General features: G+C 49.3%; 1 protein-coding gene and 1 pseudogene. Both read left to right on the top strand.

Features of this window, described 5'->3' with window-relative positions; translation table 11 throughout:
- On the top strand, window positions 1–411 hold a 411-nt coding region (locus P3H78_RS33185), incomplete at its 5' end, for a hypothetical protein (RefSeq protein WP_438828084.1).
- A pseudogene (locus tag P3H78_RS33180) lies at window positions 411–639 on the top strand (tail fiber assembly protein); the annotation flags it as partial. The gene P3H78_RS33185 and the pseudogene P3H78_RS33180, both read left to right, overlap by 1 nt.

The following is a 639-nucleotide window of genomic DNA, read 5'->3' as shown; positions in this document are numbered from 1 at the left end:
AACCCGGGGGCTCATGCTCACAGTCTGAGCGGTTCAACAGGGGCCGCGGGTGCTCATGCCCACACAAGTGGTTTAAGGATGAACAGTTCTGGCTGGAGTCAGTATGGAACAGCAACCATTACAGGAAGTTTATCCACAGTTAAAGGAACCAGCACACAGGGTATTGCTTATTTATCGAAAACGGACAGTCAGGGCAGCCACAGTCACTCATTGTCCGGTACAGCCGTGAGTGCCGGTGCACATGCGCATACAGTTGGTATTGGTGCGCACCAGCATCCGGTTGTTATCGGTGCTCATGCCCATTCTTTCAGTATTGGTTCACACGGACACACCATCACCGATAACGCTGCGCGTAACGCGGAAAACACCGTCAAAAACATTGCATTTAACTATATTGTGAGGCTTGCATAATGGCATTCAGAATGAGTGAACAACCACGGACCATAAAAATTTATAATCTGCTGGCCGGAACTAATGAATTTATTGGTGAAGGTGACGCATATATTCCGCCTCATACCGGTCTGCCTGCAAACAGTACCGATATTGCACCGCCAGATATTCCGGCTGGCTTTGTGGCTGTTTTCAACAGTGATGAGGCATCGTGGCATCTCGTTGAAGACCATCGGGGTAAAACCGTCT

Source organism: Streptomyces tropicalis (assembly GCF_029269835.1).
Taxonomy (GTDB): Bacteria; Actinomycetota; Actinomycetes; order Streptomycetales; family Streptomycetaceae; genus Streptomyces; species Streptomyces tropicalis.
This window is presented reverse-complemented; position numbering and strand designations above follow the sequence as displayed.